Origin of the sequence: Planctomicrobium limosum (genome assembly GCF_051465645.1) — a bacterium.
Classification (GTDB): Bacteria; Planctomycetota; Planctomycetia; order Planctomycetales; family Planctomycetaceae; genus Planctomicrobium.
Genome location: NZ_CP195790.1, coordinates 2,892,086 through 2,914,912 on the forward strand (window position 1 = coordinate 2,892,086; position 22,827 = coordinate 2,914,912).

Below are 22,827 nucleotides of genomic sequence, written 5' to 3' on the forward strand. Positions count from 1 at the left end.
ACTTCACGAATCATAACGCATAAAGACGGGGAATCGATCTATCTTGTCCCCGTCGGGAAAATTGCAAACTAAATCCACCATGCTTTGAACCGGGAATCTCATACTCAAGGCTCATTGCAATTAGACTACGAAATCCACCCGGGGATGGCGGCGGCCTGGCGAATCCAGTCCTTAAACTGGGCTTCGTTGAAGGGATCATTCTCATAGATGTCGATCCAGCGGGCATCTCCACTTCGCTCGGTTCCCCCGGGAGGGATTGGCTGCAGCGACATTCCGCTAAAGAATGTCACTTTCACATATCGAGTGAAGACATGAAACGACAGGAACCAGCCCTGCCCTTCAATTCCATAGAATGGCGAATTCCACTTCACCGCTTTTTGCACTTCAGGCACCGTCTGAACAATGAGTGCATCAAGCCGCCTTCCCAAGTCACTCTTCCAACCGGGCATCGCTGCAATATAGGCCTGCACAGGTGCGTCGCCATCCCCCTTGGCAATTTGCGGATTTCCCCCGGCAAGAAGCACCACCTTCCCGCTTCCTTCTGCACCGGAAGCAACTGAGGCCGCCTTGGATTTTCTCATTGAGCCTGACGCGGACTTCTCGCTCGCTACTCGTTGATTTTGTGCGATGGCTGCCCGAATCAGCGACTTGAACGCGTTCGCGTTGAGCTCGTCTCCTTCGAAAAGATCGATTGCACGTCGGGCATTTCCGGCCAGACTCGAGTTAAAGAGTTGCTTTGGATCATCGAGAGTAGCACCTCGGGCGAACGTCAGCTTGACCACCTGCTTGTAGACTTCGCCTGTGCAGACGATCCCCGAATGAGCCCAGACCGGGGTTCCTTTCCACTTCCACTCTTCCGTGATCTGCGGGTCGGCCTCGTGAATCAATCGACGCACCTTACTCAGCATCTCGCCTCGCCAGTCGTCCAGCGATTTGATGCGTTCGTCAATCAGCTGTGACGCTTCCATTTGCGAAGCTGACTTTCCCTCACCAGTGACATTGGAAGCGGCCAGCGATTCTGCGGTAACATTTTTACGAGCAGGACGTGCGGAACTCGTACTGGATTTCGGCTTCGAGTTGGATTCCGATTTCTCTGCCACTGACTTCTCCTCAAAACAGAGCTGAAGCTCACCGGGGAGAGCCCGAGCTGCCCCTGAGATCCCCAGTTACAATAGCTCCATACAGCTTTATATTTCACACCAATATCAAAAATACCGATGAGACAGAAACGTTATTTAAAGAGAATTGTAAAGCGAACTGATTCTCTCTTGAGTAGGCAGCGGTGAACGTCGCCTGCATATTCTTGTTCTCAACAATTGCGATCGTTAATTGAGCCAATCCCACAGACATTCCCCCACGCCTTCTTCATCCGATGCACTTAGAGAAGACTCGAAACCAGACCTCAGCTCGTGGCCATATCGATTGATCGCTCGTCGCTCACAGAGTTTGATCTCGATGAAACACGATCTCTCCAAGGGCATTTTCCAGCCTATTTCGGTAAGTCCCACTTTATTCGTATTCGTGACCTTAGACCATGTTTCTATTCACAACACAACAGGTTCAGGAGGCTGAAATGGCTAAGCCACTCAGAGAACATGAGCGAGATAAAAGTGAAGATTTGAATGCAGATCCAATTTCTGGAGAGCCTGGTGCGCATCCAGTTGGAACCGGAGCGGGAGCGGCCGTTGGCGGTGCACTTGCAGGGAAGGCGACCGCCGAATCGATCGATCCGACAGTAGAAACGGAGTATTGGAAGAATGAATATCCTAACCGTGCCTATTACGATCAGAACGTAACTTACGATTCGATTTCACCTGCTTATCGCTATGGTTGGGAATCGCGAGCAGCAAACCAGAATCGAAGTTTCGACGAAGCCTCGCAAGAATTGGAAAGAGACTGGTTGACTCGCAGAGGAAGTTCAAAACTCGACTGGAAAAGAGCGAAACCAGCCGTTCGGGATACGTGGGATCGAGTCGATCCTGCCATGCGGAAGTTGCCCGACAAAACGCTAAAGGACTGATCAGTGTCAGGGGATGGCACTGACTCACATTTCAAAATAGGCTGAGCATCCATTCTGTGCTCGGCCTATTTTAATTGACACGCACCTAACGCATCTGCTCTGCAACAAAAACTGTGGTCGGAGTCCGCCAATTTAAAAAAGACACTCTATCAGATACGCTGTTCAGCGATTTGAAGTTTAAGTTCCTTCAAACTGGGATCAAAATCAATGACAGCAGAGATTGACAGATTCCTGTCACCAGAAGAGAGGCAACTTCTCGGTGTCGATTTAATGAACGAAGAGCAACGTCAAACGCTGCTTAACTGGGGGAGGAGAATGTTCGCCTTGGGTCAGCATGTTGTCTCCGAAATAGCAGCTGTCAAGTATGATGGCAGGCTTGTCATCCTTGAAGATGGATCACGCTGGGAGGTAGAAGAAGGTGACTCTCATATCTCCGAAATGTGGGACACCTTCGACAAGGTCCTCGTGATTAACGACGAGATGTACAAGCTCGATGAATTGGAGAAGGTCGAAGTCCAGGAAGATCTTGACTAACCCCGCATCAGATCTACTCACCGACTTCAGATTTTTTCACTCTGGCATGTGCTCAACTTCCGCGATTTCGTCGATGGAAACCGGAGCTTGCTGGGTGCCATCGGCTCCAATGAGAAACAGCATTCCCTGCAGACTGAGTCGTGCGTCAGGATAGCCAATCACCGACGATTGATCTTGTCGTGTCACGACGACCGGTAACGTTTCGTTGAGGGAAGTGACGCCCTCTTCGATCAACACCGGGAAGCGACTCCAGGCCCAGATCCAGAGCGTCGAGGCCGGGTCAGCGCGGCCGGCCAAATCGCTCCATGCATGTTCTGCCAGCAGCAGATCCTTTCGACTCGCAGTTCGACACCACGGAGTCAGCGCCTCGTCGATCCAGTTTCTACGAGACTGAACCAGTTCGGGAAACTTACTCACTACCGAACTCAATGGCACGAATTCCGACATGCAACTCTCTCACTTCAACTGGCGACTGATGCCAACGCTGCCTATGCGGCGATGCGGTCATTTCCTTCACCACGGTGACGAGCAGTCAGCAAGTGAATCGCGGCGGTCAAGCCATGCAGCGCGTCGTCCATCTTTTGTGTCTCGTGAATGACACGGAGATTCTTGGCGAGGACGGTTTGAACCTCGACGAGTTTCCCTTCTTCATTGTTGATACTGTGCAGTGCCTCCACCATATCACTGACACCTTCACGCAACGACAGCGCCTTGGTTAGACTTCCATCAATGCGTTCCATCAGCGCGGCCTGACGCTCATCGAGAGTCACGACCATCGTCTTGAGACGACCTTCTCGTTCGATATCAAACTGTTCATGTCGAATACTGAGATCATGAAGGGCACTCTTCCATTCGTCGGAATGCTTTTTCTGCTCAATAATTCGCTTTGATTCCAGTGCTTCATGACGCGCTGTCAATTCAGCCAGCACGTTGCTCCAGGCGCGATTATCGTTGTCGTGGCGTTCGTCAAACTTCTCCAGAACACCAGAAAACGCGGCCAGCCAGAGATCGGTATGACGCCCTAAAGTGGCGGCAATCATCTGCAGGGCATCGTCATTCGCAGATTTAATCGCATTCAGAAATGGAGTCAGACTTCCATTCTTCACTTCAAATCGGTTCAGCAATTCCCGGTCAGAAAGCCTGTCAATCTGATGCATGAACCCTTTCTCAACGCGTTCACACATAAAGAGAGCGAACATCATCGACATCGCCGCAGCGAGAGCCGTTGTGGTTGTGTTAAACGCCTGACCCATTTCACTGACGACAACTGGCAATTTTGCAGCCATCTCATCAAACGAAATCCCGCTCAATGCGGTCCCGAAGTGAACCACGGTTCCCAAGAATCCGAGAACTGGTGTCACCGCGATCACAAATCGGGGCAATGTGTAGTTGGTGTAAGTCGTGTCCTCATCCTGTGCAGCGAGATAGTGAAGATGCTCACGAAAATCTTCAGCAGACCCCTTCTGCACGAGATATTCCAGAGCCGCGGTCACTCGTTTGGCAACGCGAGAATTGCGCAGCCAGCCCGGTCGATTCTGGATCGACTCCAACATCTGGACCGCATCGGCTGGGGAATTTTTTCCGTTTCGCTGCGGAAGCCATGTTTCCCGGACGGCCAGCATTTCACGAGGAAAACCGGTCATGCTCAAGACAATATCCGTGAGTCCCCAAATCCACAGGGTGACAATCACGTAATCCACAAAGTGTTCAGTGGTATAACGATGCAGAATTGAATCATGCATCGACGGGTGTGAAACCACCGCATAGAAAATGACGGTAAAAATGCCCCCCAAAACAAGAGAGGGGTCCAGCATCCGAACGAGGAAAGCCTTGCGATTCGCGGACATACTTCTGTCGATCCAATAAAAGCGAAATGCCGGAAATTCCAACCAGAACAGATGACGGAGTTACGTTTCCGCACCAAAATGACTGCCTGTCCTTATACTTCTAAAAGGAAAATCGACTCAATCCGAAGTCGCCATCCCCACCGTTCTCCTCTGTAATCAGGGAAATCTTCGGCGAAACCTGCGAGTTTCTCGAAGCTCACCGTCTCACAAGCGACCACTTATGCGTCACATTGGCCCCCATCTCCGAATTTCGGGCGAGGAATCAACTGATTCGGGCGTCTGCTTTACCAGGCATATTGAACGTCGTAGGATTCCACTTCAGTCACGAAGAAAACGGAAACCGGAACGACCATGGCAGTGCTCCTGCAAATTCAGAACGCGGTAAAGAGTTTTGGCGATCAAGCCCTGCTCGACGACACCAGTGTCACCATTTACGAAGGGACCAAGGTCGGATTCGTCGGCCGGAATGGTGCTGGTAAGTCCACACTCCTTAAGGTGTTACTCGGTGACGAGGAACTCGATAGTGGAGAAGTGATTCGTAACCCGAACCTGCGAGTCGGTTACCTTCGACAGCACGATCCATTTCTTCCTGGAGAGTCCGCACTGGAATTCTTGATGCGAGATTCCGGGCAGCCTGACTGGAAATGCGGAGAAGTCGCAGGGCAGTTTGAAATCAAGGGTGCCTATCTCGATGGCCCAATCTCTGCCTTGTCAGGTGGATGGCAAACCCGTGTGAAGCTGGCAGCTCTCCTGCTCCACGAACCTAACCTGTTGATGTTGGACGAACCAACGAACTTTCTCGACTTGCGTACTCAGATTTTGCTCGAGCACTTCCTCAAGAACTTCGACCAGGCGTGCCTGATCGTTTCCCACGATCGCGCGTTCCTCGGGGAAACCTGTTCCCAAACACTCGATCTCAATCGCGGAAAGCTGACCCTCTACCCGGGGCCGATTGAAGAGTACCTTGAGTTTGTTGACACTCGAAAAGATCACGAAGAACGCGCCAACGCGGCGATCGTCGCGAAGCAGAAACATCTGCAAAAGTTCATCGACAAGAACAAGGCTCGGGCCAGTACTGCGACGCGAGCAAAGTCAAAAGAGAAGCAGCTTGAAAAACTGCAGACGAGCGACGTTGCAGCGGACGAACCAACACCAAACATGAGGGCTCCGATCGTCAACCCACGACAGGGGCCAGCAGTTCGTTGTGTTGACCTTTCCATTGGCTACAACAATTACGCCGTCGCAAAAGAGATCAATCTCGAAGTCGATCACGGTCAGCGGGCGGCCATCGTCGGGGACAACGGACAGGGAAAAACAACACTTCTCCGAACCATCGTTGATTCACTTTCACCAATCAAAGGGGAAGTGAAATGGGGTTACGGATGTGAGATCGGGGTCTATGCCCAGCACGTCTACTCAAGTCTCGACTCAAACCTGACGGTTCTCGAATATCTCGATCGAGTCGCTAAGCCGGGAACCACTGCTCAAGAGGTTCTTGCTGGTGCAGGAGCACTTTTGTTCCGTGGCGGTCACGTCAAGAAGAAGGTCTCGGTACTTTCCGGGGGCGAACGTGCCCGACTCTGCATGGCCGGACTGCTTCTGGGGACCTACAACATCCTGATTCTCGACGAACCGGGGAACCACCTCGATGTCGAAACCGTGGAATCACTGACGAATGCCCTATTGAACTACAAGGGCACAGTCATCTTCACGAGTCACGATCGTCACTTCATGAAGAAGGTCGCCACCTCTGTCATCGAAGTCCGTGACGGCACCGCCAGAAACTACGGCGGGAACTATGAATCCTACCTGTATTCGGTCAACAAAGAGATCGAAGACGGGGAACGTGACTCGGCATCGAACCGAAAACGCCTGGCGACCCCACCGCAAGCCAAACTCGAAGCGGCTGCAGAGAAGACCGTCGACCCGAAGAACGAGCGAGTCCTCCGTAAAGAGATGAACAATCTCGAAAAGACCATCGCCAAGCTCGACGATCAGAAGAAAGAGCTCAACGCCAAGCTGTTGACAACTTCAGACGCCAAACTTGCACTCAACGTTCATACTGAACTCACCAGTATCACCACTCAGCTCAGCGAAGCAGAAGACCGTTGGTGCGTCATTCAGGAACAACTCGGAGCCTGGTAAAAGATCCTACGAGAAATGAAACGACACCCGACATGCTTCAGAGCAACCTCTGAGATATGTCGGGTGTCTTCGCCTATTGAACTCAATCTGCATCACGCCAGCGTGGCGATTCTCTGCATGAGCAGATCTATTTTTTACCGCTGGTTTTCTTAGGCACCTCAATATCCAAAGTGGAATCTTCTTTAGGAAGATCCTTTTCAAAGTTATACGATCCAAACAGCAGGCGGCCTTCTCCTCCTTCGGTCACAACTTCATGTGAGGTTCCGACCACAGAAATTATCGTTGCCCCACCGACCGTTCCTCGATTTCCAGCCAACTTGGTATCGAAAACACCATCTTTGATACTGGCAACCCCTTGAGGGCCAGAGTTCCCTTTGGAAGTGTCCGGATCAAATGTCACCATCCCAAAAGGAACAGGCTTTCCCTCATAATTCACGACACCTTTCAAATGATGTCGTTTTGGACCATCGGGCACAGAAGATCCACATCCTTGCACCACGAGCAACATAGCAAACATCATGGCTGGAATAGCACAATTCTCGTTCAACACTCGAGCCATACTTCATCTGCCTTGATAAAAAACGTAACGAACTCAAGCACACTCTCATCACTAACAAACAACACCGATTCCACATCAGCGTCGAAATTCAAAGGCGATCGTACGACGAAACGCCAGCAGAAGAGCCATCTGGCAAGGGATATCTCGCCCACCAGCTAAGTGACCTACATCCGCAAATGAACACTTCCAACTAACGTAACAATACAGCCGGACTGCGAAGCGAAATAATAGAAGGCCTCAAGGCGAATTTTGCGAGCGAAAAAAATCGCCTGAGGCAACAGCACAGAAACAGCACACTCAACCACAGATCACACACAAGACCTGAGTAGATCATTGTGATTATTCGTTGCTGTAGTTCACAACCTCTGTCCCGGCACGCGACGACAACGCACGAATGACATTCGTATCAATATTCTCGCTGATCATATCAACAGAACCATCCACCATCATGAAGTGGACTGCGCCGGAATGGTTACTACTAAACGCTTTATTATTGAATAGTGGTGATGTCTTCGTATTCAAAGCGAGCTGCAGATTCTTTGTACTGACTGCTGAGTAGTTGACTTGGCCGCCGCGAATCCAGCAACGCAGATTCCCCTTATCTGTGTCTTTTGAAGACTCACCGATCATAATAGTGTTGCTGGTCCCATCGCTCACATCTCGCATCTTTTTATTAATCCCACGCAGCAGAACACCTTCCTGAGCATATCCCCCGTAGTCTGGCGCTGACACCCAGCGGTAAGCCTGACCGGTCGCCGGATTCAAAACGGTTGTATTTGATCCTGCTGGTCCCATCACACCGAGATAATGTGCCGCAGCATCAGTGTTGTTGTAGACAATCTCTGCCGCACTCGGACATAAATATGCTGGGATTTGATTGCCTCGATAAGCGCCATTTCCGCCGCCCGCCCCGGAAGGAGTCGCCCCATCCCACACAATCACGTTCTTGTTGATTCTCTCATACAACGCAGTCTGCTCGAGGTAAGGGAGAATCATGACGTGGAAACTCAAACCATTCCCGGTCTCTGTGTAAGTTGGACCGGTCCCCAATTGTTCCGCAAAAGCACCAGGCGGAAATGTTTTGTGAGTATCGTGGTAATTGTGCAGAGCCAGACCGAGTTGCTTCAAATTGTTCTTACATTGAGAACGCCTAGCCGCCTCGCGTGCCTGCTGTACAGCCGGCAAAAGCAAAGCAATCAAGATTGCGATAATCGCAATCACCACAAGTAGTTCGATGAGTGTAAATGCACGATTGCGATATGAATTCAAAGCCGCGTTTCTCACAAGAATCCTCCTAGAGACCCATCGTGGAGTGCGTCACGATGTCATGGCATAGAAGCCAAAAAAGTCAGAAATGATCGTATTCACAAATCAACATATCCACACCCTCGGATTTCAGCAAGAAAATTATCCACTGAATCCATAAGGCATTCCTGCAGAATCATTTAGAAACAGTACGCCACATCGACCGAAGAACTGAGCACACTGAAAGCTGCCAAGAATCGGCATTCCAAGATGTTGAAAGAAGGCCTCAAACTGACCTTTCCATTTTTCAAATGCATTTTTTTTGATTTCTCGGTAAATTGAACATGAGAAAAGCATCGCGACAGAGGTGTTCTGGTAAGGCACCGAACTGGTACCTCAATCTCGAAGCAAAATTTGACGGATTGTCGACAGGAGTCACTTGTGGTTCGAAGTCACCGATTCTTGACCGGATGCCTACTACTGACGTTGGGAGCTTTGGCTTATTTCTCCCCCAGTGAAGTGGCTGCTCAACGTGGAAAACCACCCGTCAAAAAGAAACCTGCCCTGCCAGTGAAAGAGGGTGGCGTTCAGATCATCAAAGTCGTTGGCGTAGACCCAGACAAACGCATCGCTGCAGCCAGCAGCGCCCGGAAAATTGACCGTCTGATCAACGAAAATCTGGTCAAGCACAAGATCGAGCCAAACCCGAAGGCAACCGACGAACAGTTCGTACGCCGTGCGTATTTGACAATCACCGGCACCATCCCGCTTCCCGTTGCTGCGGAAAGCTATTGCCGTCGTTCAGGTGAAGATAAACACCAGGCTCTGGTCGATCAGCTCCTCGGGACTCCTGCTCACGCCAGCCATCAGTACAACTGCTGGGCTGACACTCTCCGACTCGTCGACGTTGTCCCTGCCGACAACCACATGACCCCTTATCGGGAATGGGTGAAAGACAGCCTGCGGGAGAACAAACCCTACAATACGTTCGTCAAAGAAATGCTGACAGCAACCGGAAATGTGTGGGAAAACCCCGCCGCCGGTTACTTGCTGCGTGACACAGGGATGCCACTCGACAGCCTGAACAACACAGTTCGCATCTTTCTGGGAACGCAAATTGGCTGCGCACAGTGCCACGACCATCCGTTTGATCGCTGGACTCAAAAAGAGTTCTACCAGCTCGCCGCATTCACAGCAGGGAGCGATTATCGGAAGAATTTAAACAACGACATCAACCAGATGATGGCAACGAATTCTCCCAAGACAATGCCTGCTGGGGGATGGTTGTACGACAAAATCGATTACGACTCTCCAGAAGCTGGCGTCGCTCGTGCGTTGCAGAGAGCCAACCGCTTCAGATTCGGTGAAAACGACAAAGGACAACTGCGATTCCCCAAGGACTACGCCTATAAAAATGCGAAGGCAAACGACGTCGTCGCGCCTGCTGTAATTTTTGGCAAGATGCCAGAGATGAACGGCAAACCGCGAATGGAAGCACTTGCTGACTGGTTGGCATCACCAGACAACCCACGCTTCACACGCACGATTGCCAATCGTCTCTGGAAGCAGGTCTTCGGGGTCGGACTGATTGAACCTGTCGACGACATGCGCGATGACACCGTTGCATCAAACCCTGAATTGATGACGTTCCTCGAAGACGAAATGAAGCGTCTCAATTACGATCTGCGAGAGTTCATGCGAATTCTCTATTACACAGAGACCTTCCGTCGTCAGGCAACATACGCCGACCTGACTCCAGACGAGCCATACCACTTCCCCGGTCCGGTCTTGCGACGCATGACTGCCGAACAGGTGTGGGATTCGCTGCTGGCACTCACCATTGAGAAGCCACAATACTCATTCGAGTACGTTCAGGAATTCACCAAGTCGATTACTCTCGATAACACGAAAGATGTCGACAGTATTTTGAGTCAGGTTCAGGCCTATCGGGACTACCAGAAACTGGTAAACGATGAACGTCGAAAGCTGATGTACAAAGGGCAGGAACTGCTGCCAGCATCAGAGCTGCGACAGCCATTGCCAGAAGGTCACTTCCTGCGTGAATTCGGGCAGAGTAATCGTGACCAGATCGACGATAGCACTCTCGAAGGAACTGTTCCTCAGCTGATGGTGATGTTCAACGGAAACGTGACTCACATGATGCTGGAGCCAGGTTCGATCATCCATAAGCGAATCATCTCCAAGAAGAAGATTGACGAACAGATCGACACAATGTTCCTGAGTATTCTCAGCCGTAAGCCGACCACGTCCGAACGGTCACTGGCGGTCAACGAGATGAAAGTTCATGGTGCAAGCGGATACGGAAACGTGATCTGGGCCCTGTTGAACACTCGAGAATTCCTCTTCATCCAGTAATTACGACTTCTCAATCCAGTCGATGGTGAAACAGCCCGTTTCTCAGCCTGTTTCACCATCTTCGTTCAATTCAAAGACAGTGTCCCCAACTCGATTACCAACGCCTGCCGTCGGGACACTTCAAGATAAGACTAAGAAAGACGCACCATGTCACTGCGATCACTGAACTCCATGACACGACGCGATATGATTTGCCAGACGGCATTCAGCGCGTTCGGCCTGTCATTGCTCCCCGGCCTTGGAAATCTCGTCGCGGCCGCAGAATCGACAGCAGGAAAGAATGCTGCTCCAGCAAAGCACCTGATCTACATTCGCCTCGGTGGCGCGATGAGCCACATCGACACCTTCGACCCGAAACCTGGTCGGGAGACACAAGGCGAAACTAAATCGATCCAGACAACGATCCCTGGCGTGTTGTTCAGCGAATACTTGCCAAACCTGGCCCAGCTGACCGACGACATGGCCGTGATTCGTTCCATGAACACTCCAACGGCTGACCACAATCAGGCGAGCTATCTGCAGCAGACCAGCTATCGCAAGATTGCTTCGATTGCTCACCCAAGCCTTGGAGTCTGGGCTCACAAGCTCTTTGGTCCGAGCCACTCTAGCCTGCCAAGCACAGTTCAAATCGGTGGAGGTGTCGGCCCGGGATACATGGGTGCCCAATACGCACCTGTCCCGATCGGCGACCCAAATGCCGGCTTGCAGAACACAAAGTCACCTGCATACCTGACAAACGACGCATTCGACAAGCGGATGGAACTCTCGACGTCATTCGACGCCGGGTTCCGTAAACTTGCGAACGAAAACTCGAAGGTCAAAGGATACGACGATCTCTATAACAATGCAGTCACATTGCTGCGAAGTGATGAACTGAAAGCTTTCGACCTGAAAGAAGAAGACGCGGCGACACTCGAAGCCTATGGACCTTCTCGAGTAGGTCGCGGAATGCTCCTTGCCCGTCGTCTGGTCCAGAACGGGGTCCGCTGTGTGGAAGTGAACTACAACGGATTCGATCACCACACCGATATCTGGACACGTCTTCCCGACATGGCGAATACGCTGGACAAGGCATTGAGCGCTCTCCTGACAGACCTGAAATCAACAGGACTCCTCAGCCAGACAATTGTTGCGGTTGCATCCGAGTTCGGACGTACTCCACACATCAATCAGAGAACAGGCCGAGACCATCATCCTGCCGCGTACAGTTCGATCCTTGCAGGCGCCGGTATCAAGTGTGGTCAGGCGTACGGGAAATCAGACGAAGACGCATTCCATGTTGAAGAAGACGGCGTCGAACCAAACGATTACAACGCAACGATCGCTCGCTGCCTGGGAATCGATCCGAAGCTGGAAGTCTTCTCACCAAGTGGTCGTCCGTTCCGCGTCGGCGACGGCTCAAAGGGAATCGACAAGTTGATCGCATAATCACTCGATGCGATGAACGCACCGCGTTTGTTAAACAAAGCGATAAAGCCCTGCTGGAACAGAAGCAGTCCAGCAGGGCTTTATTAATGTGCTCTCCCAAATAATGAGAGCAAAGACATCATGTAATCCGTTTCAGAACCTTCAGTAACAGGTCAAAAGTCTTTCCATACGGAGGATAGAGCAACCAGCTGCCACTCAATGAAGACTGAATAAAGACTGGTTTCTCTTTACTGAAAGTTCGAAATCCCCATTCTCCGTGATACGCCCCCATCCCGCTCTCGCCGACGCCCCCGAACGGTTGTTCCTCCTGAGCCAGATGCCACAGGCAATCGTTGATTGTTACCCCTCCGGAAATCGTTTCTTTCAGGATTCGGTCTCGTTCGGCCGCGTTGTTTCCAAACCAGTAGAGGGCCAATGGGCGCTCACCGCGACGAATCCAGGCGAGGGCCTCATCAATCGTTTCGTACTCCACAATGGGCAGAATCGGGCCAAAGATTTCCTCTGTCAGAAGTCGGTTCTCTGGAGCGGCTCCAATCACAATCGTCGGAGGCAGTTTCGTTGTCGATTGATCGAAGACTTCTCTGGCTGGATTCACTTCAATGATCTGTGCGCCAGACTGCCGTGCTTCTTCAATCAGGTCCACCAGACGCTCGCGACTCTCGGCATTTATTAGCGATGTATAATCTGGATTATCTCGTAATGTTGGATACAGGGATGTAATTGCTGCTTCAATCGCATGGGCAACCGCTGCAGCTTTTCCTGCTGGAACGAGCAGATAGTCTGGAGCGACACAGGTTTGCCCTGCATTCATCCATTTCCCGAACGCAATTCGACTGGCAGCCAGTCCCAGATCCGCACTTTCATCAATAATGACAGGCGACTTCCCCCCTAACTCCAGCGTCACCGGAGTCAGGTTCGCTGCGGCAACCTTGGCGACTTTCCGGCCAACAGTTGTTGAACCAGTAAAGACCAGATGGTCGAAACGTAGACTGGCAAACGCCTGACCAACTTCTTTCCCTCCTGTTACAACCGACATCTCTTCTGGACCGAAGTGACGCTCCACCAGTAGTGCCAGCAGATCTGCAAATCGAGGAGCCAACTCAGACGGTTTGATCAACACCCGATTTCCGGCGGCCAGTGCGGCGATCGCAGGAGAAATGGAGAGCTGCAAAGGGTAATTCCAGGGGGCAATGATTCCGACCAGCCCCAACGGCTGCCTGAGCAATCGATTGCGTCCTGGAAGAAACTGCAACCCTGTGGGAACACGACGAGATTGCATCCATCGGCTCAAATGGCGACGAGCGTGTCGAATGCTGCTGCGAACAACGAAGAGTTCGGCAAGTTTGGTTTCATGCTGCGACCGCCCATGAAAATCGGCATCGATCGCCTCAATGATCTCCGACTCGTTGACTTCAATCATCTCCTCAAGACGGTTCAGTCGATCAAGTCGCACTGCCAACGGTTCATTAGGATGAATCTCGAAGTGGCGGCGCTGCAGGGCGAACACACCATCCAGGAACTGAATTGTGTCCTGATCGGAACGACTTTTGAGTCGAAATTCGACAGTGCCAGGTGGATGTAACTCTTGAGTTGGCATCAACATGAAAACCTCCCTACAGAACAGTCCGAAACTGTTCTTCTGATTCGGAAATGCCGCATCCAGACGATTTCAAAAATCGCACTGAGTGCTTGCAAATCTGAGGATCATCAGCCCCACCAAGCCCGAAAGTGTGTCGCAGAAACTGCAGACACAGGGGACGCTGACGATGTGGTATTTTTCAGTCTTGGCCCACACACATTTAAGGATGAAAAGAACAAAAATGCTTTTGTGATTCTTTGGAGATCCGGCAATGGGAGATCACCGTCTTCGGGATGCAATCGATTACAGAGTATGAATGATTGCTTCGCTCTTATTTCATTCTACGGCACAAAGAGCGTCGGACTACTGGAATCCTGCAACCAAACTTCCCGGAACGCTTATTCCATGTAATTGCCCTTGAAATCTCAGCGTTCGCAATTTGTAACATCCCGGCAAAACGTTTAGCCGACACCCATGTAACGGGATTCGCTCTGCAACGTTCTCTGAACTCAGAATAAAAAAAGGGCCGCACAGTCATTCCGACCGTGCGGCCCTCGATTCAACCTCTTCAACCCACGGAGCACCAGAGTCCTGACTCAGTGTGATTGAAGGGAGCAGAAGTCTTAGACTTCTTTTGCGTCGATCCAGTTCATCATGCTGCGCAATTCACGTCCGACCTGTTCGATCTGATGATTGCGTTCACGACGACGGCGAGCCTTGAAGCTTGCCTGATTCACTTTGTTTTCCAGCAACCAGTTTCGGGCGAAGGTACCGTCCTGGATTTCTTCCAGAACCTTCTTCATTACCTGCTTGGTTTCGTCAGTGATGATACGTGGACCAGTTGAGTAGTCACCGTATTCAGCTGTGTTGGAAATGCTGTATCGCATGTAGTTCAGACCGCCCTGATAGAGCAGGTCGACGATCAGCTTCAGTTCGTGCATACACTCGAAGTATGCCATTTCTGGCTGATAACCAGCTTCAACCAGAGTTTCGAAACCGGCTTTAACGAGTTCGCTGACACCGCCGCAAAGAACGGCCTGTTCGCCGAAGAGATCTGTTTCGGTTTCTTCAGCAAAGGTGGTTTCAATCACACCCCCGCGAGTTCCACCGATCCCCTTGGCGTATGCCAGAGCGAGCTTCTTGGCTGATTCTGAAGAACTTGGCAGCATCGCGATCAGAGACGGAACACCGCCTCCTTTCACGTACTCGCTACGAACGAGGTGACCAGGGCCCTTTGGAGCCACCAGACCGACGTCCACACCCTGTGGAGGAACAATCTGTCCGAAGTGGATGTTGAACCCGTGTGAGCAGAGCAGCAGGTTTCCTGGAGCCAGGTTTGGCAATACGTCCTGACGATAGACATCGCCCTGCACTTCGTCTGGCAGGAGGATGTTGATCAGATCACCGGCCTTGGCAGCTTCAGCAGCCGAGACAGGCTTAAAGCCATGGCTGACAGCGAGGTCATAATTTGGGCTGCCTGGACGTTGACCGATTACGACATTACAGCCGCTGTCACGCAGGTTCTGAGCCTGAGCATGCCCCTGGCTACCGTAACCCAAAATCGCAACAGTCTTATCTTTCAGCAAAGACAAATCTGCGTCGTCGTCGTAGTAAATCGTAACTGCCATCAGTGGGCCTTTGTTGAGGTATTAGAGAGTGTTAATGCAAGGCAGTGTTCGGAAGCCAGCTGATGGATCAATTCGACTGGCAGCGGCATCTCGAAACGAATTCCTTCAGGACTTCTGCTCTGCCAGTTCGGTAGCGTGAGTCGGATCTGTTGCAAGCACGTCTGCCGTCATTGAATTCTTGCGAGAGAGAGCAATACGACCGGTTCGGGTCATTTCCAGCACACCGAACGGCAGCACGGCATCAATAAATGCCTGCACTTTTTGTTCACGTCCGGAAATCTCAATCATGACATGTTCGCCGCTGACGTCGACGATGCTGGCGCGGAAGATATCAACCAGTTCTTTCACCTGGCTGCGAACTTCGATTGATGGGGTCTTTACTTTGACCAGCATCAATTCGCGTTCGACGTAATCTTCGTTCTTATAGTCCAGAACACAGACAACGGTGACGATCTTTTCCAGTTGTTTACGGACCTGATCCAGAACCCGATCACCGCCACCGACAACGAATGTCATGCGTGAATATTCAGGATTCTCGGTCGGGCCGACAGCCAGGCTATCAATATTGAAAGCGCGTGAAGCCATCATGCCTGAGATATGAGCCAGCACACCAGGCTGGTTCACGACAAGTGCGGAAAGAATGTGTCTCATTGACAATTAGGTCCTGCCAGTTGGCCGGCGATTCGGTCTTGGGCGGTCAGTGAAATTTCAGACGCAACTCAGCCAGAATGACGGAAACTCTTCCAATCAAACCGACTCTGTACACCGCGTTACCTGCAGAAAATCTGGAATTCAAAAGTCAGATTCCAGTCACACTGCATTCCGGCATGACACTGGACAGCCTGCGAGCGTTCGCACTTGTCCTATTTTCCGCCCCAAAATTTGAATCTCAGAGTCTATCGGAGAGCGTGGAGCCACTCAACCGTTCAGTAACGAGAATCGGCTTTTACACCACTTCCCCCCTGCAGAATACGAATTGTCACGCCTCGGGAAAGTCAATTAAAACAGTTGTACTGAAGTTACTATTGTGTTCCAATGTTCAGTACCCTGCCGATTTTGATTTGCAGCTAAAACACGAGATATTCCGCGAATTTAAATTCGCTCATAACGACTGCCGTCACACAAGGAAGAGCCATGGCTAAAGCCAAAGTCGTCAAGAAGGCCGATTCCGCCGCATCAAAAGAATCCAACGGCATTCTGCAGAATGCTTTAGGCCAAATCCACAAGACCTTCGGCGAAGGGTCAATCATGCGGCTGTCCGACCAGCCGGCCGCTGCTGTCGACGGAATCTCAACAGGTGCCCTTTCTCTCGACCTGGCATTGGGTGGCTACGGGTTTCCCCGAGGACGCATCATCGAGCTTTTTGGCCCGGAATCGAGCGGAAAAACAACGCTGGCACTTCACGCCGTGGCCGACGCACAGCGCAGCGGTGGAATTGCAGCATTTATTGACGCAGAACACGCCCTGGACCCGGCTTGGGCCAGAAAGCTGGGCGTCAACCTGGAAGAACTTCTCGTCAGCCAACCATCTTACGGCGAAGAAGGCCTGCAGATTGCAGAAATGCTGATCAAGTCCAACTCGGTCGACGTGATCGTAATCGACTCAGTCGCCGCACTCGTCCCCAAAGCGGAACTGGACGGAGAAATTGGCGACAAGCACGTCGGTCTACAGGCTCGCATGATGAGCCAGGCACTCCGCAAATTGACCGGAGCTATCGCCAAAGCCAAAACCTGCGTGATCTTCATCAACCAGATCCGTGAAAAAATCGGTGTCATGTTTGGAAGCCCGGAAACCACCCCCGGGGGCCGTGCACTGAAATTCTACAGCTCATGCCGCGTTGATGTCCGCCGGATTGCCACCCTGAAAGAAGGGGAAGAAGCCGTAGGAATTCGCATGAAAGCCAAGGTCGTCAAGAACAAAGTCGCCCCTCCATTCCGTGTCGCGGAATTCGACATGCTTGGACATTGCGGAATCAGCATGGAAGGTGACGTTCTCGACCTGGCTGTCACTCAGAAGATCGTCCAGAAAAGCGGCGCATGGTTTAACTACAACGAAACGCGACTCGGACAAGGCCGCGAAAAGGCTCGACAGTTCCTGGAAGAGAACAAAGAGATTCTCAACGAGATCAAAGAGAAAATTCTTGCAGGAAAAGAGTCCATCAAAGGGACTGGCAGCGACACCGACGAAGCGTCAGAATAGCAATAACGCACGCAACTCGTCTGCTGGCGGACCGCCAGCAGACGACGATCGCCCTTTATCCAGAATCTCAGGACGACTGCATGACTCCCCGAGAAGTTTTGGCGCTTTGCCGTCAGAACGAAATCCAGGCAATTGACCTGCGATTCATGGACTTCCCCGGCACGCAGAAGCACTTCACTATCCCCGTCAACGCACTGACGGAGAACAGCTTTGAAGACGGCCTCACCTTCGACGGATCATCGATGCGTGGATGGCAGGCTATCAACGAGAGCGACATGCTCGTCGTTCCGCAGTCTGAAACGGCGTTTGTCGACCCGTTCATGAAGCTGACACTGACGATGACCTGCAATATTCAGGACCCCATCACCCGTAAAGACTATGCGCGCGACCCCAGGAATGTCGCACGAAAAGCAGAAGCCTACATGCGGTCGACTGGGATCGCAGACATTGCCAATTTCGGACTTGAGCCTGAATTCTTCATCTTCGACGACATTCGGTTCGACCAGAACGAACGCGAAAGCTACTACCATATCGACAGCATCGAGGGTGAATGGAATCGGGGATTGAGTCGCGGAGAATCGAATCGTGGATACCGGATTCGTCGTCGCGAAGGGTATTTTCCGATGCCTCCAAGCGACACCCTTCAGGACTTGCGCACCGAGATCATGCTGGTCAGTCAAGCATGTGGCGTTGAAGTAGGCGGCCAGCACCACGAAGTGGCGACAGCCGGGCAATGTGAAGTCGACCTGAAATATCAGCCACTTCTTCAGGCAGCCGACAATCTCTTGCGATTCAAATATATCGTCAAGAATGTCGCCGCCAGAACGGGCAAAACCGCAACCTTCATGGCCAAGCCGATCTGGAACGACAACGGTTCCGGTCTGCACATGCACTTTTCACTCTGGAAAGCTGGCCAAACCTTATTCGCTGGCTCCGGCTATGGCGGCCTCAGCGAGTTGGCAACACACGCAATGGGCGGCATCCTGAAGCACGTGCCAGCACTTTTTGCGTTCTGCTGTCCAACAACCAACAGCTACAAGCGAATCGTTCCCGGCTTCGACGCGCCAGTGAACCAAACTTACAGCTTCAGAAATCGATCAGCCGCCATTCGAATCCCAGTCCACACAACATCAGTGGACACAAAGCGATTCGAGTTCCGCTGCCCAGATCCAACGTGCAACCCGTATCTGGCGATGTCCGCAGTCCTCATGGCTGCCATCGACGGAATTCAGAACAAAATTGACCCGGGGCTGCCACTGGACAAAGACATCTACGATCTCACTCCAGACGAACTCTCAGACTTTGCAAAAGTCCCATCGTCACTGGAAGAAGCACTCAACGCACTGAGAGAAGACGAAGGATTTCTCTTACGGGGCGACGTCTTCACCGAAGACGTGATCGATACATGGATTCGATACAAGGAAACAAACGAGGTGAACGCTCTGCGAGAGCGCCCTCACCCGTGGGAATTCGCCATGTACTTCGACATGTAGACTGAAAGCCAAAGCCGACGAGTACCTTCACTCGTCGGCCTTTTCGATTCGCGACGCAGCAGAGCCACCTCTACAACTCGCTCGAAAACTATGATTTTGAGTGAAATTCCGACCAGCGCTGCCACGCATAGGTCCATTCCATCCACATTCGCATCACTCCCCAAAGACTGCGCATTCTTGCCATATGCTCGCGGGTGAGTGCCGATTGCCCATCGCCAGACTGCTGTGCTGCTGCTTTCAACCCCCAACGCTCCGACAGAACACCACACAAGCCGTCTGCACTCAGGTCCGGAACAGCGTCATCACCTGTCAAACCGGCCGCATCCGCTTTAACGAAGAGTTCGAACAGGTCATTACGAGCTGGATCAACTTCCAGAGGGCGATTCTTCTCCTCACACTCCAGAACAATCGCGTCAACCCGATCGAGAATAAATGCTTGAAGTTCTTCCGGTGACACAGCTTCCGCCATTTTGAATAAAGTAGAACGAACGTTGCCAATACGATTGACTGAATAAGCTCAGCCATGATCCCCGCCAGCACCTGCATTCGAACCAGCAATCGCACCCATCATCGGGACCTGCTCTGCCTGAAGCCCAATTGCGACGCAGCCTAAAATGCGGACCGCTACAAAGAGTACACTGCACACCGACGTCAGGTCGAGTATCCCGCTGGTGCACGAATCCGGTCCATTCGCAAAGAATCAGACAGTCGGGCACCCGTCGAACTCATTTTACCAATAACTCCTCGTGCCTGGCACTGGTTCAAAAGTCGCGTCCTACAGCGACGCGATCTGAATTGCATCCCAAACCATTTTCCCCATATTCTCAGCACGGAACTCCAGAGTAGTGGACTTCCAAGAAGCACAAAAGTCTAATGGAACCCGTCACTTCCGTCCGAAAGTGACGTTGAGCAGTTCCGGAGACTCCTTTGTTGATTTCAGGAAGGCCCTTCGATAAACTGCTCTGTCCCAAAGTGGAAAAATCTGGCATAAACAGCCGTAAAGCATTGGTGTTTAGGCGATTACGATGGCTATTGATAAAAGTCTGCGACGGGGCAGCCGTTTGAGCCGCTCCCGAAATGTTCTGAAACGCGATGAACGTATCCTCATTATGAAGGAAGACGATCGCTGGACGGACGCCACCAGCCCACTCGGTCTGCCAAAGACCCGCGTCCAAAAGGCTGTCGTTGGTAAGAAGAAGAAAGAAAAGAAGGAAGAAGAAGCAGATACAAAGAAGAAAAAGAAGTAGTTCTGAAACCAGAACTTACGGTCGCGATCGGGCAGTTTCAACCTTTAAAGCTGCCCAATCCCCTTGCTTATGCGCTTTATAAAATCGCGTATTGCAATGGCTTTCGAGTTGCCCCATTTTCGGTGCGAGTCCATTCGACCTCAATTTGATGCGAATGTTCTCCCGGAATTCGGCGCACTCGAGCGTGACCGATTCTTCATCTGCCGACGCTCAATAATTTCACCGCCGAATCATCTGTTGATCCGGCGGTGTTTTTTCCTGCGCGCTATTCTGGCAACGTTGGCCTCTTCCCAAACTCACAGGCTGGAACGAATTTCAGCCAGCAGATGATCAGTTGCCGTCAATTCTTTGGCAATCCCATCCGCAAGTGGCATTGGTGACTGACCGGGCGAGACACCCCAGGTGTATGTTTCCACCTCAAGATGCGGGGCATAGACTAAATCAGAAACAGCCTGCAAAGCTGGCTTCAATTCATGTCTCGTCGTCCGAAGTGCCCCCAACTCCTCGATGTGTACCGGCACATGGAAGTGAATTCGCCAATCACTTGCCTGTTCAAATTCGGCAGAAGGTCGTTCGCAAAGCTCTTTGGTGAGATCAGTGACAGACACGATCCCGCCAGTCTTCTGTTTCGCAAAGACCTGATGCAGATAGCGCGGTTCAACAAAGCCCTCCAACTGCTTGCGCCCCAGTTCATTCCCCTGAACGCAATTCAACTCAACTGCACAGGTGATATGCACCTTGTTGATGCGAATCTCAGCGGCAGCAAGCTGGCGAATTGATTCCGGGATGTCCTCAAACTCAACAGCCTGATGACAGATGTCGTAACAAACTCCGACATGGCGCTGCACAGCATCCAGCAAACCTGCGGACTCGGCGGCAGCAAACAGCTGATCAAAAAACGCCAGCGTTTCAGGAGTCGTCTCCAGAACACAACACGGCTCAGGTTCGATCGCCAGACGGATCACCTGCCCGGATTCATCATGCATGTCATCGAGAAAGCGAGCCAGTTCAAGCAACTGAGCGATACACTGCTGGCGAAAATCAGCTGGGTACTGGCGTTCTTTAAAGCCCAGCGGAACTGTCGAAAGACTTCCTTCGACTCCGACTGGCATCAATTGCGCTAAAACCGACGCACATTGAGTCGTGTACTTGAGACGTTCCGGATTGGACCAATCCGGCAAATAAACCTGTTCCTTGACGCGTTCGCTGTGAAAATCACCAAACGGAAATGAATTGAGCGTATAGCAGATCAACTGGTTGTCGGCGAGAACCGCCTGGAGACGTTCGATCCCCCCGTTTGATGAGTTCAGCTCATTGATCACGGGAGATGACAGCCAAAGCCCTGCTGCCAACCGCTTGCCAAAGATTCTGGCTGCTTCAACGGTATGTTCCTGAAGCCCCGCGAGCACTGCATCAACAGTGATTCCCGGGTGAACGTTGGTGCAATAACTCAATGGCAACGTACTCAGCGACATACAAATTCCAGACGCTTCCAAAACACAAACAGCAAGCAATTATCCTGCTGAACCACTCTACCGCGACTCCACAGGCACACTCGAACCACCGACCTCTCTGCAGTGCCAAGATATCAGGTTCACAACCGGTTTGCTTGTGGAAGTGCACCTCTGTGACGAGTGACCTAACAGAACACTCACGAGAATCAAACTCAGCCCAACTGCTGAACAAGAGTGGTCACCAGCTCACGAAAGCGAAACTCGGCACGCGACGCGGCCTCAACGACATGATCACCACTGGCTGCGGAAGGAGAATCCGGGTCACAGAGGTTCGTAATCATCGCAATCCCCGACGTCTGGATTCCCAATCGATGAGCAACGATCGCTTCTGCGATTGTCGACATGCCGATCGCATCGCCCCATTCGCGAAACATGCGTTGCTCAGAGCGCGTCTCATAATTCGGACCGGTAACTCCGATATACACTCCACGCCGGGCAGGGATCTTTTTCGCGGAAGCAATGTGGTCAAGCTGGTTGACCAGTTTCCGACAGAACGGACTCCCACCAGCTCTTCCAGTGGCTGCCAACCACCCCGGCACTTGAGCACGATGCATGTTAAAGTTGAGATGATCTTCGATGATCAGCAAATCGCCAACAGACATGCCAGGAGCCAGACCTCCTGCGGCACATGACAGGATCAGCGTGCGGACTCCCAACCCATGTAATACATGCATCGGGAAGGTCGCCTGCTCCCAACGATATCCTTCGTAGAAATGCGAGCGGCCCTGCAATACTACAACTGGAATTGTTCCGCTCATTCCACACACAAGTCGACCAGCATGGCCGACTGCAGTTGGCTGCGGAAACCCCGGCAGTTGACGAAAACTCAGTGCAGACTCGACCTGAATTGAGTCAACAAATTGCCCCAGGCCGCTTCCAAGAACAATGCCGACGGGTGCAACTCCGGACCACTGCTTTCGAATCAGCGCGAGACAGTCGGCAACGAGTTGTGACTGACCGACATGCACTTCATCAGGCATGCTTTCCGACTGTTGTAAATCAACCATGCAAAC

General features: G+C 51.8%; 19 protein-coding genes. 8 read left to right on the plus strand and 11 right to left on the minus strand.

Going from position 1 to position 22,827, the window contains the following annotated elements; genetic code table 11:
• Positions 1 to 125 precede the first annotated feature (125 nt).
• Positions 126 to 1,100, minus strand: coding sequence for a DUF1801 domain-containing protein (locus SH527x_RS10855; RefSeq protein ID WP_437190698.1), 975 nt, complete (start codon positions 1,098 to 1,100; stop codon positions 126 to 128).
• A gap of 473 nt (positions 1,101 to 1,573) precedes the next feature.
• Here SH527x_RS10855 and SH527x_RS10860 point away from each other — a divergent pair, with 473 nt between their 5' ends.
• Positions 1,574 to 2,020 (plus strand): hypothetical protein, encoded by a 447-nt coding sequence (locus SH527x_RS10860; protein ID WP_437190699.1) that lies wholly within the window; start codon positions 1,574 to 1,576, stop codon positions 2,018 to 2,020.
• A 207-nt stretch (positions 2,021 to 2,227) separates the two neighbouring features.
• Entirely contained in the window at positions 2,228 to 2,554 is a 327-nt protein-coding gene (locus SH527x_RS10865; protein ID WP_437190700.1) for a hypothetical protein, read from the plus strand.
• 36 nt (positions 2,555 to 2,590) lie between these two features.
• On the opposite strand, the gene SH527x_RS10870 is transcribed toward SH527x_RS10865, so the two are convergent.
• Positions 2,591 to 2,971: a hypothetical protein gene (locus tag SH527x_RS10870; protein ID WP_437190701.1), complete on the minus strand. Its 381-nt coding sequence runs from the start codon at positions 2,969 to 2,971 to the stop codon at positions 2,591 to 2,593.
• A 71-nt stretch (positions 2,972 to 3,042) separates the two neighbouring features.
• On the minus strand, positions 3,043 to 4,401 hold the full coding sequence (locus tag SH527x_RS10875) for a MotA/TolQ/ExbB proton channel family protein (RefSeq protein ID WP_437190702.1): 1,359 nt from the start codon (positions 4,399 to 4,401) through the stop codon (positions 3,043 to 3,045).
• Between the two features lie 351 nt (positions 4,402 to 4,752).
• Here SH527x_RS10875 and SH527x_RS10880 point away from each other — a divergent pair, with 351 nt between their 5' ends.
• Positions 4,753 to 6,546: an ABC-F family ATP-binding cassette domain-containing protein gene (locus SH527x_RS10880; protein ID WP_437190703.1), complete on the plus strand. Its 1,794-nt coding sequence runs from the start codon at positions 4,753 to 4,755 to the stop codon at positions 6,544 to 6,546.
• A gap of 127 nt (positions 6,547 to 6,673) precedes the next feature.
• On the opposite strand, the gene SH527x_RS10885 is transcribed toward SH527x_RS10880, so the two are convergent.
• Both SH527x_RS10885 and SH527x_RS10890 read right to left on the minus strand, forming a co-directional pair.
• On the minus strand, positions 6,674 to 7,096 hold the full coding sequence (locus SH527x_RS10885; RefSeq protein WP_437190704.1) for a hypothetical protein: 423 nt from the start codon (positions 7,094 to 7,096) through the stop codon (positions 6,674 to 6,676).
• Positions 7,097 to 7,444: 348 nt separating this feature from the next.
• Positions 7,445 to 8,389 carry a DUF1559 domain-containing protein gene (locus tag SH527x_RS10890; RefSeq protein WP_437190705.1) on the minus strand — a complete coding sequence of 315 codons (945 nt, stop codon included), beginning with the start codon at positions 8,387 to 8,389 and terminating at the stop codon, positions 7,445 to 7,447.
• A 402-nt stretch (positions 8,390 to 8,791) separates the two neighbouring features.
• On the opposite strand from SH527x_RS10890, the gene SH527x_RS10895 reads away from it, so the two are divergent.
• Positions 8,792 to 10,726, plus strand: a complete 1,935-nt coding sequence (locus SH527x_RS10895; protein ID WP_437190706.1) for a DUF1549 and DUF1553 domain-containing protein — start codon at positions 8,792 to 8,794, stop codon at positions 10,724 to 10,726.
• Positions 10,727 to 10,873: 147 nt separating this feature from the next.
• The gene (locus tag SH527x_RS10900; RefSeq protein ID WP_437190707.1) at positions 10,874 to 12,154 is read left to right on the plus strand and encodes a DUF1501 domain-containing protein; all 1,281 of its coding nucleotides are present in this window, start codon (positions 10,874 to 10,876) and stop codon (positions 12,152 to 12,154) included.
• 118 nt (positions 12,155 to 12,272) lie between these two features.
• Here SH527x_RS10900 and SH527x_RS10905 read toward each other — a convergent pair whose 3' ends face one another.
• The 3 genes from SH527x_RS10905 to ilvN form a co-directional block, all read right to left on the minus strand.
• Complete coding sequence (locus SH527x_RS10905) at positions 12,273 to 13,757, minus strand: coniferyl aldehyde dehydrogenase (protein ID WP_437190708.1); 1,485 nt, start codon at positions 13,755 to 13,757, stop codon at positions 12,273 to 12,275.
• Positions 13,758 to 14,356: 599 nt separating this feature from the next.
• Complete coding sequence (gene ilvC, locus SH527x_RS10910) at positions 14,357 to 15,361, minus strand: ketol-acid reductoisomerase (protein WP_437190709.1); 1,005 nt, start codon at positions 15,359 to 15,361, stop codon at positions 14,357 to 14,359.
• Positions 15,362 to 15,466: 105 nt separating this feature from the next.
• Positions 15,467 to 16,012: an acetolactate synthase small subunit gene (gene ilvN, locus SH527x_RS10915; RefSeq protein WP_437190710.1), complete on the minus strand. Its 546-nt coding sequence runs from the start codon at positions 16,010 to 16,012 to the stop codon at positions 15,467 to 15,469.
• A 483-nt stretch (positions 16,013 to 16,495) separates the two neighbouring features.
• Between ilvN and recA the strand changes: the two genes are divergently transcribed.
• Entirely contained in the window at positions 16,496 to 17,560 is a 1,065-nt protein-coding gene (gene recA / locus SH527x_RS10920; protein WP_437190711.1) for a recombinase RecA, read from the plus strand.
• An 80-nt stretch (positions 17,561 to 17,640) separates the two neighbouring features.
• Entirely contained in the window at positions 17,641 to 19,053 is a 1,413-nt protein-coding gene (glnA, locus tag SH527x_RS10925) for a type I glutamate--ammonia ligase (protein WP_437190712.1), read from the plus strand.
• 88 nt (positions 19,054 to 19,141) lie between these two features.
• On the opposite strand, the gene SH527x_RS10930 is transcribed toward glnA, so the two are convergent.
• A complete protein-coding gene (locus SH527x_RS10930; RefSeq protein WP_437190713.1) occupies positions 19,142 to 19,510 on the minus strand; it encodes a hypothetical protein in 369 nt (122 codons plus the stop codon).
• 568 nt (positions 19,511 to 20,078) lie between these two features.
• Between SH527x_RS10930 and SH527x_RS10935 the strand changes: the two genes are divergently transcribed.
• Positions 20,079 to 20,300, plus strand: a complete 222-nt coding sequence (locus tag SH527x_RS10935) for a small basic protein (protein WP_437190714.1) — start codon at positions 20,079 to 20,081, stop codon at positions 20,298 to 20,300.
• A gap of 296 nt (positions 20,301 to 20,596) precedes the next feature.
• On the opposite strand, the gene eboE is transcribed toward SH527x_RS10935, so the two are convergent.
• Positions 20,597 to 21,775, minus strand: coding sequence for a metabolite traffic protein EboE (gene eboE / locus SH527x_RS10940; protein WP_437190715.1), 1,179 nt, complete (start codon positions 21,773 to 21,775; stop codon positions 20,597 to 20,599).
• A gap of 191 nt (positions 21,776 to 21,966) precedes the next feature.
• Positions 21,967 to 22,821 (minus strand): purine-nucleoside phosphorylase, encoded by an 855-nt coding sequence (locus tag SH527x_RS10945; protein WP_437190716.1) that lies wholly within the window; start codon positions 22,819 to 22,821, stop codon positions 21,967 to 21,969.
• Between the last annotated feature and the right edge of the window lie 6 nt (positions 22,822 to 22,827).

Coding starts and splice junctions, on each gene's coding strand:
- ilvC (WP_437190709.1), bottom strand. CDS start 15,361: ATGGCAGTTACGATTTACTACGACGACGACGCAGATTTGTCTTTGCTG.
- ilvN (WP_437190710.1), bottom strand. CDS start 16,012: ATGAGACACATTCTTTCCGCACTTGTCGTGAACCAGCCTGGTGTGCTG.
- SH527x_RS10905 (WP_437190708.1), bottom strand. CDS start 13,757: ATGTTGATGCCAACTCAAGAGTTACATCCACCTGGCACTGTCGAATTT.
- recA (WP_437190711.1), top strand. CDS start 16,496: ATGGCTAAAGCCAAAGTCGTCAAGAAGGCCGATTCCGCCGCATCAAAA.
- SH527x_RS10865 (WP_437190700.1), top strand. CDS start 2,228: ATGACAGCAGAGATTGACAGATTCCTGTCACCAGAAGAGAGGCAACTT.
- glnA (WP_437190712.1), top strand. CDS start 17,641: ATGACTCCCCGAGAAGTTTTGGCGCTTTGCCGTCAGAACGAAATCCAG.
- eboE (WP_437190715.1), bottom strand. CDS start 21,775: ATGTCGCTGAGTACGTTGCCATTGAGTTATTGCACCAACGTTCACCCG.
- SH527x_RS10880 (WP_437190703.1), top strand. CDS start 4,753: ATGGCAGTGCTCCTGCAAATTCAGAACGCGGTAAAGAGTTTTGGCGAT.
- SH527x_RS10945 (WP_437190716.1), bottom strand. CDS start 22,821: ATGGTTGATTTACAACAGTCGGAAAGCATGCCTGATGAAGTGCATGTC.
- SH527x_RS10900 (WP_437190707.1), top strand. CDS start 10,874: ATGTCACTGCGATCACTGAACTCCATGACACGACGCGATATGATTTGC.
- SH527x_RS10875 (WP_437190702.1), bottom strand. CDS start 4,401: ATGTCCGCGAATCGCAAGGCTTTCCTCGTTCGGATGCTGGACCCCTCT.
- SH527x_RS10860 (WP_437190699.1), top strand. CDS start 1,574: ATGGCTAAGCCACTCAGAGAACATGAGCGAGATAAAAGTGAAGATTTG.
- SH527x_RS10935 (WP_437190714.1), top strand. CDS start 20,079: ATGGCTATTGATAAAAGTCTGCGACGGGGCAGCCGTTTGAGCCGCTCC.